This window comes from Stenotrophomonas sp. P5_A8 (genome assembly GCF_056400545.1).
The window spans coordinates 1-1818 of sequence record NZ_JBFULB010000504.1 but is presented as its reverse complement, the minus strand read 5'-3'; the positions used below and the strand labels follow the sequence as shown (position 1 = coordinate 1818).

Genomic DNA, 1818 nt, shown 5'->3' with positions numbered 1-1818 from the left:
GCATCAACGCACGTTCGGCCGGGCTGAGATCAAGCACGAATGTGGTCGCCATCAGCAGGCCATGCAGGACCAGCAGCTGCCGGAACGCCGCTTCGCTGCGGATGGTGGCCAGGAAGCCGTCACGGGAATGGATCAGCGTATGAAACACCCGGTTCAACCCGGTTTTGCCATGGGGATACTTGCCGGTTCCGGTGGGGCCTGACGATTGCATCTGCATCTCACAAAGGGCTTGGTCTCTGTGGAGGATTGAGAAAGCCGCGTCAGAAAGCCGTCAGGATGGCGCCACTACGGCGCGCTGCACGTGTTCATGCCGTGCCAGGCATGTCGAGCGTGAACCGGCAACCGTTGGCCGAGCTTGCTACGGCCATCCGCCAGCCCAGGTGATCCACAATGCGTTGCACGATGGACAGGCCCAGCCCTTCGCCGCTGTGGCGCAGGCTGGGCTGGAAGCGCTGGAACTGCTGCGGATCGACGCTGGGCGGCAGGCCGGGGCCGGTGTCGGCGATGATCAGCGTGGTGCCCTGCACGATGATGCGTATTTCGCCTTCATCGGTGTACTGGCATGCATTGCGCAGCAGGTTCCAGACCACGCTGCGCGCCAGCTCGGCGTTGGTGTGGAGGCGCGGGTCCTGCGGCGCTTCCATGTGCAGGACCACTGGCTTGCGTGCCAACCAGGGCTCGCAGCGGGCCATGCAGTCTTCAATCAGGGGGCGCAGCGGAACGTCTTCCCTGGCCAGCCGCTGCGGATCACGCGAGAGGAGCAGCAGGCAGGTCAGTTGGCGCTGCATTTCCTGCGTGGTGCGCAGGATGCGCTCGCCGCTGGCCCGCAGGGGACTGTCGGCGGGCAGTTGGTGAGCGATGGTTTCCGCTGCGCCGGCAATGATGGCCAGTGGCGTGCGCAGTTCATGGCTGGCATCGCCCACGAAGCACCGCTCGCGCTGCAGGAACTGTTCGGCTTCATCGCTGTGCTGCGCGAACGCCCGTGCCAGTACGCCGATCTCGTCGCGCGCATCCTGGAACGGAAACGGCATCTCCTTGCGTTCCACGGCGTCGGCCAGGCGGGTGATGGGGGCGATGACACGGGCCGAGGTGAGTCGTCCGATCCAGAACGCGAAGAGGATGCATAGCAGGATGACCAGCAGCGCGTAGCCGTCGATGACGTGCTCGAGATACTGGTAACGCTCTGCATCCTGGCGAAGGTAGTAGCGTTGCCCGTCGACGTCGAACACCAGTAGGTGCCAGACGTCGGGCTTGCCGACGCTGTAGTAGCCCGGCGCATAGGTTCGCAGCGCTTGCGGCGCGGTGTGCGCGTCGTAAAACTGGCTGCCATTGGCCATGACCGGCGTGGCGCCGTTGGCTATGTCCGCTTTCAGCCGATGCATCTCGCTGTGCAGGCTTCTGGAAATGACGTATGCGCGCAGCTCGTCGTAGTCGAGCTGCTCGGCGGCGACCACAAAGCCCATGACCGCCACCATCAGGAGCACGAAGGACACCGTAATGCGTGTCCGGAGCATCATCGGCCGGTACATTGATTTCACTGCCCGGTCGCCTTCGCGGGGCGCTGCATGCGCCATCCCACGCCATGCACTGTTTCGATCAGTGGCGATGCGAAGCTCTTGTCGGTGTGCTGGCGCAGCTCGTGGATGTGCGTGCGCAAGGCACCACTTTCTGGCGGATGGTCGCCCCACAGCAGATACTCCATCTCCTGCTTCCTGACCACGGCAGGCGCGGCGCGCACCAGACACAGCAGCAGCTTGTGTGTACTGGGGGTCAGATTGATGGCCTGGCCTTGCCGCCACGCCTGTGGCGCACGGGTAT

General features: G+C 64.3%; 2 protein-coding genes. Both read right to left on the bottom strand.

Annotated elements, in window-relative coordinates:
* Nucleotides 1-305: 305 nt before the first annotated feature.
* A complete protein-coding gene (locus AC1DQP_RS20140) occupies nucleotides 306-1529 on the bottom strand; it encodes a sensor histidine kinase (RefSeq protein ID WP_478052382.1) in 1224 nt (407 codons plus the stop codon).
* A gap of 5 nt (nucleotides 1530-1534) precedes the next feature.
* Nucleotides 1535-1818, bottom strand: a 284-nt coding sequence (locus AC1DQP_RS20135; protein WP_478052381.1) for a winged helix-turn-helix domain-containing protein, incomplete at its 5' end; no start/stop codon positions are given.